This window comes from Mesorhizobium sp. M7A.F.Ca.CA.001.08.2.1 (assembly GCF_003998455.1).
Taxonomy (GTDB): Bacteria; Pseudomonadota; Alphaproteobacteria; order Rhizobiales; family Rhizobiaceae; genus Mesorhizobium; species Mesorhizobium ciceri.
In genome coordinates this window covers 1-6,614 of the sequence record NZ_RZPW01000318.1, presented here as the reverse complement: position 1 = coordinate 6,614, position 6,614 = coordinate 1, and the positions used below count along the sequence as shown (strand labels likewise).

Genomic DNA, 6,614 nt, shown 5'->3' with positions numbered 1-6,614 from the left:
GGTCCCGGAAACATCCTCCCGCCGTTTGCCGGGACCGGTGTAAATCGAGAATCAGGGTGCCCAGAAAACCTCTACGGGCTTTTGCGCTGCGTCGAGCACGGCGCGGATTGGCTTTCGCGGCCCGGGCGCCACCGCGCCGTCGAAGGCGATACGCTTGTCCTCACCCTCGATGTGCAGCGCGATGAAGCCGGCTTCGACGATGCGGGCCAGCGACAGGGTCAGCCGCGGCTCGCCCGCACTTGCCGCATGAACCGGCAGCACGATCCTGTCGGAAGACGGGTCGAGCAGTGTTGCCAGGTCGGCGGCATCGGGAAAGAACGAGGCGGTGTGGCCGTCCGGCCCCATGCCGAGCACGACGACATCGAGCGGCCAGGGCAAGGATCGGAGCGCTGCATCGTCGGACGAGGCCGCATCCTCGATGCTGGTGGCTTCGTGATAGAGCGGCACGAAACGAGCCGCCTTGGCCGCGTTCTGCAACAGATTGGCGGCCACCAGCCCGGCATTGGAGCGTGGCGAGGAGGCCGGCACGAAACGCTCGTCGACCAGCGTCACGATCACCTTGTCCCAGGCGATGGGTATCGCTGAAAGGGCGGCGAAGAATTTTGCCGGCGTGGTGCCGCCGGAGACGGCGAGCAACCCCGTGCCGCGCTCGGCGATCGCCTTGGTCAGTCTGCCTGCAACATGGCCGGCCAGGGCTGCCGCCAGTTCCTGGCGCCCGGTGAAGCCGTTCCAGCTGTAGGCGGCGCTGTTCAATTGCTCTCGTGCCATGTCCGCCCGTCACGTTCGATCAGCGCTATCGAGGCCGATGGGCCCCAGGTGCCCGCCGTGTAGCCCTGCGCCTCCTGCCTGGCACTTTCCCAGGCATTCTGGATCGGGTCGATCCATTTCCACGCCGCCTCGACTTCGTCACGGCGCATGAACAGGGTCTGGTTGCCACGGATGACGTCCATGATCAGCCGCTCATAGGCGTCCGGTGCGCGGCCGTCGAAGGATTGCGCGAAACTCATGTCGAGCGAAATCTGGCGCAGCCGCATGCCGCCCGGGCCCGGATCCTTGATCATGATGAACTGCTTGACGCCTTCGTCCGGCTGCAGCCGGATGACAAGCTGGTTGGCGAAGATCGGTCCGGCGCTGTCGCCGAAGATCGAATGCGGAATCGGCTTGAATTCGATGACGATTTCCGAAACCCGCGTCGCCAGCCGTTTGCCGGTACGCAGATAGAACGGAACGCCCGACCAGCGCCAATTGCCGATCTCGGCCTTGATGGCGACGAAGGTCTCGGTGTTGCTGTCCTTGCCGAGTTCCTCGACATAGCCTTTCACCGGTCCGCCGGCCGAAGCCCCGGCGCGATACTGCCCGCGCACGGTGTGCTTCGGCGCTTCGTTGCCGTTGATGCGCTTCAGTGCCCGCAGCACCTTCAGCTTTTCGTCGCGAACGGCGTCGGCATCCATCGACGACGGCGCTTCCATGGCGACGAGGCACAAGAGCTGCAGCATATGGTTCTGCACCATGTCGCGCAGCGCGCCGGCCTTGTCGTAATAGGTGACGCGGTCCTCCAGGCCGACGGTCTCGGCCACGGTGATCTGGACATGGTCGATATGGGCTGAATTCCACAACGGTTCGTAGAGCGCGTTGGCAAAGCGCAGCGCCATCAGGTTCTGCACCGTCTCCTTGCCGAGATAATGGTCGATGCGGAAGATCTGGCTTTCGTGGAAGTCGTCGCCGACCAGGTCGTTGAGCTTGCGTGCCGAATCAAGATCGCGGCCGATCGGCTTTTCCAGCACGATGCGCGAGTTCGGCGTGATCAGATTGTGCTCTTTCAGCTTGTGCGAGATGTCGCCGAACAGCGCCGGCGCCACCGCCAGGTAGAAGGCGCGGATGCGGTCGCTGTCGCCGATCGCCTTCTTGAGCTTGTCGAAGCCGGCGCCGCTCGTCGCATCGGCGGAGACGTAGGACAGCCGCGCCAGGAAAGTCTTCAGTTCCTTGGCGTCGATGTCGGCCGGTTTGACGTGGTCCGAGATCGCCTGCTTGGCGAAGGCCTGGAATTCTTCGTCGCTCATCTTCGAGCGCGAGGTGCCGATGATGCGTGTCGGCTCCGAAAACTGATGGTCGCGCTGGCGATAATAGAGCGACGGCAGAAGCTTGCGCTCCGACAGATCGCCGGTGCCGCCGAAAATGATGAAGTCGAAAGGATCGACGGGGATGATCTGGCTGGTCATGGTCTGTCCGCTCTGACGCCGGTCGCTGTGACGCGGCTGATATAATCTAATCGATTTAAATTTTCCAGTGCCATGGTGTCACATCTGGGTGTATGCGCCTGCCCCTTGACAGTCCGATGACCCGGAGGCTTGTCGACAGGCGCGGCACCGGAAGCCTTCGCAGTTGCAGCATAGAGCGGGATCGACGCGAAAGCCAAAGGAGAAATCGGCGATGGCCGCACATCTTCGAGCAATCCGGCCAGAAGCCACGGGTTCGCGCGGATGTGCGCTATCGGCGCGTCGGTTGATCGTCAATCATGAGCGGGAAAAACATGCGTCTGGAAAACAAGGTTGCCGTCATCACCGGTGCTGCGTCCGGTTTTGGCGAGGGCATCGCCAGGCGCTTTGCGCAGGAGGGTGCCAGGGTCGTTGTCGCCGATCTCAACGCCAGGGGCGCTGAGCGCGTCGCCGGCGAGATCGGCGAAGCGGCGATCTGGACCCAGACCGATGTCTCGCTGCGCTCCGAATTCGACGAGATGATCTATGCCGCCAAAAGCGCCTTCGGCCGCATCGACATCATGGTCAACAATGCCGGCTACACCCATCGCAACGGCGACATGCTCAATGTCGACGAGGAGACCTTCGACCTGATAACCGCCGTCAACGTGAAGGCGATCTATCACGCGGCACTCGCCGTGGTGCCGATCATGGAGCGGCAGGGCGGCGGCGTCATCCTGACCACGGCCTCCACCGCGGGTCTGCGGCCGCGCCCCGGCCTCACCTGGTACAATGCGTCGAAAGGCTGGGCGATCACCGCCACCAAATCGATGGCGGTGGAACTGGCGCCGAAGAACATCCGCGTCAACTGCCTCTGCCCGGTTGCCGGCGAGACCGGCATGCTGGAGAAATTCATGGGCGCCGATACGCCCGAAATCCGCGAGAAGTTCCGGGCATCGATCCCGCTCGGCCGGCTTTCGACGCCGCTCGACATCGCCAACGCTGCACTCTGGCTGGCCTCGGACGAGGCCGCCTTCATCACCGGCGTGGCGCTGGAGGTCGATGGCGGCCGCTGCATCTGACGTTTATCGCCAAGAGATGGCCGTGATTTTGGGAACGATATGAACAGAACAGGGCCTGAAGCACATCGCCTGAATCCGTCAAGCGTGACGCGCTTAGATAGCTGTTCATGCTTGGTCCGGTTGACTTGACCATCTGGCTTCCCCAAAGTCATCAGGGCTTGGGACCAGCTATGCGATGAATGCCAGACTACGGAAAATTCGCGAGAACCTGTGGCAGCGGGTCAGGATCTACAAGGCAAGATATGCCCGGTCCAAAAGCAAGTCGATCTTCATCGGCATAACCGGCAGCTCCGGCAAGTCGACCACAACGGCGCTGCTTGGGCATATATTGGCCAGCCACGGTTCCGTCCATGTCCAGCTCCTTTTCCATTCGCTGCAGATGCTGTCGAGGATGCTTTCGCGTCGCATCAGTGGCGTGGACTATGCCGTCGTTGAGGTGTCGGCGTCGGCGATCAATTCAATCAAGCCGATGGCCGAGTTGCTGCGGCCGCACGTCGCTGTCGTCACAATGGTCCGGCTCGAGCACGTCTCCAGCTTCAAAACCTTGGAGAATGTCGCTCGTGAAAAGCGCGCACTGGTCGAGGCGTTGGAACCAGGCGGCCTGGCCGTGCTCAACGCCGATGATCCCCATGTCCTCGCCATGGCATCCGCGCAACGCTTCGTCACATTTGGCGAGTCGGACGCGGCCGATTACCGTATCACCGACATCAGTGCAGCATATCCGCGCACGCTTGGCTTGAAGTTGCACTGGCGCGGCGGCGTGCTGGACCTCCAGACGGCATTTCCAGGGGAGCATTTCTCGCTGCCTGTGGTCGCGGCAGCGGCCGCGGCTCTCGAACTTGGAGTTCCTGCGCAGACCGTCAAGGACAGGATCGAGACATTTCAGCCCCTCGTGAACCGATGCCAGGTGATCAGCCCCGAGGGCGGCCCGCACTTCATTCTAGACTCTGTCAAGGCGCCGTGGCATTCGCTGCCACTTGCCTTGGACATGATTGCAAAATCGACCGTTGGCGAAAAGCGGATCGTTCTTGGCCAGTTGTCGGACTTTACCGATTCGACCGCAAAGTATGCCCGCGCCTACAAAAGCGCGCGCGAGATCGCGAACCAGGTGATCTATGTCGGCGAGCATGCGCATCGCTCGAAGGCCAGCCAGACCGACCGCGACGCTGGCCGATTCGTCGAACTGCGCACACCGAAAGAGGTCTCGGATTACATCAGGCGGACAGCGGTGCCTGGCGAGTTGATCCTGGTGAAGAGCTCTTCCAATCTTCATCTGGAACGTGTCGCACTCTCCTGGACGCATGACATCAAATGCTGGATCGCGGACTGCGGCAAGCGGGACGACTGCCTGGCTTGCGGCCTCTATGGAGTGCCCTTCGAGGAACACCGGGATTTTCTCGCGAAGCGCAAACTTGCCCGCAGAAGACATCGTTTCGGGTGGTTGCTCGGCCGGTGACCAATGCATGTCGCCCAAAAGTGAGCTCGGTTTTGGGAGAACGACATGCATAAAACAAAGACCTAAAGCGGGTCGCCTGAGTCCGTTCAGGCGCGAACACGCTTTAGGCAACTGGCGGCTTCGTCCCGGTCAGCGCAGACAACTGTCGCTGTCTCACGCGCCGGTCTTGATGTAGCTGTTGTAGATCCAGCCGGTCTTGCCGTTGTAGGTGATCTGGCACCATTTCTTGCAGCTCATCACCTGCACCGAGGTTTTGGCTGGCACCGTACCGATGGCGGCGGCATTTTTCTTCGGGCCGCTTCGCATGGTCACGGCCCTCAGGATGCGTCCTGTTCCGGCGGCTGCGGCTTTCCTTGGCTTCGCCTTGGCCTGGCTGTCATCACCTTCTGCCGCTGGCTCTTGAGCCGGCACTTGCGGTTGCACCTCGGGAATGGCGGCGGTTTGTGCGCCGTCGGGATGGTTGCCCGCGGTTGCGCCGGGCGCGGCTACCTTGGCAAGTTCGGTGGCGGCATCGGTATCGGCTGCCGGCTGCGCGAATGCCGCCGTTTGCTTGTCGGGTGCCTTGTCCGCCACCTGGCTGGGAGCAGTCGAATCGGACGCGGATGCGGCCTTCAGCTGGGAACCGGTCCAGCGTGGGTCATTGGCGGCGAGTGCGGGAATGTTGTCTTGCGCGGCCGCCACAGTTGTTGGAATTGCGTCGGACTTGCGCGCCTGCGGCACGGCTGCCGCAGCGACCGCGGCCCCAACCGGGGTTATTTTCGTCGTCTTCACCGGAACCGTTGGAATGGTCTGTTCGGGGCTCGCTGCCGCTTGCCTGTCGCTGGCCGGCAGCGCCAGCCACAGCGCCACGGCGGCGACCCCAAGCAGTGCGGCGGTGCCGATCGCGGCGATCACCAGATGCGAGTTCGAGCGGACTTCCTGCCAGAAGGAAGGCCGCATGTCGTATCCGAACTGCATGGCAAAGCGCCGACGTTCCGGCGTACCGAAACTGAAGGGCTCTCTCACTCTTGCCACCTCCATAAGCGGGCCGACGTTCTTTCGATCGGTGCCGGAAGTCCGGCGTCTGATCCGCATCGGTCCCAAAAACAACGCGGGCAGGCCCGCAACAATCCCCGAACAATCGCCCAGAACCGGCAGCTTTCGCCTGCGATTGTGGCATCAGTACGCCAACATAGGGGATTCTGCGCCTTTGCGGGAAATTGCGCAATGCGTCGCACGGGCAACAAATGTTACAACAAATATTACAATATTACATCAGGCCGGCCGGCTAGATCCTGTCGCGCAGCGCAAACCAGTTGAGCGCCAGGAACAGCAGCGGCGTGCGGAAACGCCGGCCGCCAGGGAAAGGCGGGATTTTCAGATCCTCGATCAGCTTCAGCCGGTCGCGGTTGCCGGCAACGGTTTCGGCATAGAGTTTACCGAAGTAGTTCGACAGCATGACGCCGTGGCCGGAATAGCCGCCGGCCGAGATCACATTGGGCATCACTTCGCGCACGAACGGCTTTCTTGGCACGGTAATGCCGACATAGCCGCCCCAGCCATGCGTGATCTCGACATCCCCGAGCGCCGGATAGAGTTCCGCGATCTGGCGGCGGATGTGGATGTGGATATCCCGGGGATCGTTGACGCCATAGACCTCGCGTCCGCCAAACAGCAGCCGCCCGTCCTTCGATTTGCGGAAATAGCGCACGACGAAGCGGGAATCGTCGACCGCCTCGCCGCCCGGCAAAACGTTCGAGTCCGCTCCCAGAGGCACCGTCGCGCCGATGAAGGAACCGATCGGCATGACGTGCGCGGCACTCACCGGCTCGAGCGCGCCGCCATAGGCGTTGACCGCTATCAGGCATTTCTGCGCCGTCACCGTGCCTCTCGGTGTCGAAA

At 62.3% G+C, this 6,614-nt stretch carries 6 protein-coding genes; 2 read left to right on the top strand and 4 right to left on the bottom strand.

The annotated features are described in order from the left end of the window. Nucleotides 1–51: 51 nt before the first annotated feature. Nucleotides 52–768 carry a 6-phosphogluconolactonase gene (pgl, locus tag EN914_RS19150; protein ID WP_013530235.1) on the bottom strand — a complete coding sequence of 239 codons (717 nt, stop codon included), beginning with the start codon at nucleotides 766–768 and terminating at the stop codon, nucleotides 52–54. Continuing rightward, on the bottom strand, nucleotides 750–2,219 hold the full coding sequence (gene zwf / locus EN914_RS19145; protein WP_013530236.1) for a glucose-6-phosphate dehydrogenase: 1,470 nt from the start codon (nucleotides 2,217–2,219) through the stop codon (nucleotides 750–752). The genes pgl and zwf overlap by 19 nt, the downstream gene beginning before the upstream one ends. 311 nt (nucleotides 2,220–2,530) lie before the next feature. On the opposite strand from zwf, the gene EN914_RS19140 reads away from it, so the two are divergent. Both EN914_RS19140 and EN914_RS19135 read left to right on the top strand, forming a co-directional pair. After that, complete coding sequence (locus EN914_RS19140) at nucleotides 2,531–3,277, top strand: SDR family oxidoreductase (protein WP_024504811.1); 747 nt, start codon at nucleotides 2,531–2,533, stop codon at nucleotides 3,275–3,277. A gap of 175 nt (nucleotides 3,278–3,452) precedes the next feature. Beyond that, complete coding sequence (locus EN914_RS19135) at nucleotides 3,453–4,733, top strand: Mur ligase family protein (protein WP_024504812.1); 1,281 nt, start codon at nucleotides 3,453–3,455, stop codon at nucleotides 4,731–4,733. 153 nt (nucleotides 4,734–4,886) lie between these two features. Here EN914_RS19135 and EN914_RS19130 read toward each other — a convergent pair whose 3' ends face one another. Together EN914_RS19130 and EN914_RS19125 are read right to left on the bottom strand one after the other, a co-directional pair. Next, on the bottom strand, nucleotides 4,887–5,738 hold the full coding sequence (locus tag EN914_RS19130) for an SH3 domain-containing protein (protein ID WP_024504813.1): 852 nt from the start codon (nucleotides 5,736–5,738) through the stop codon (nucleotides 4,887–4,889). Between the two features lie 262 nt (nucleotides 5,739–6,000). Further along, a partial coding sequence (locus EN914_RS19125; RefSeq protein WP_164778800.1) for an FAD-binding oxidoreductase occupies nucleotides 6,001–6,614 on the bottom strand: 614 nt, incomplete at its 5' end.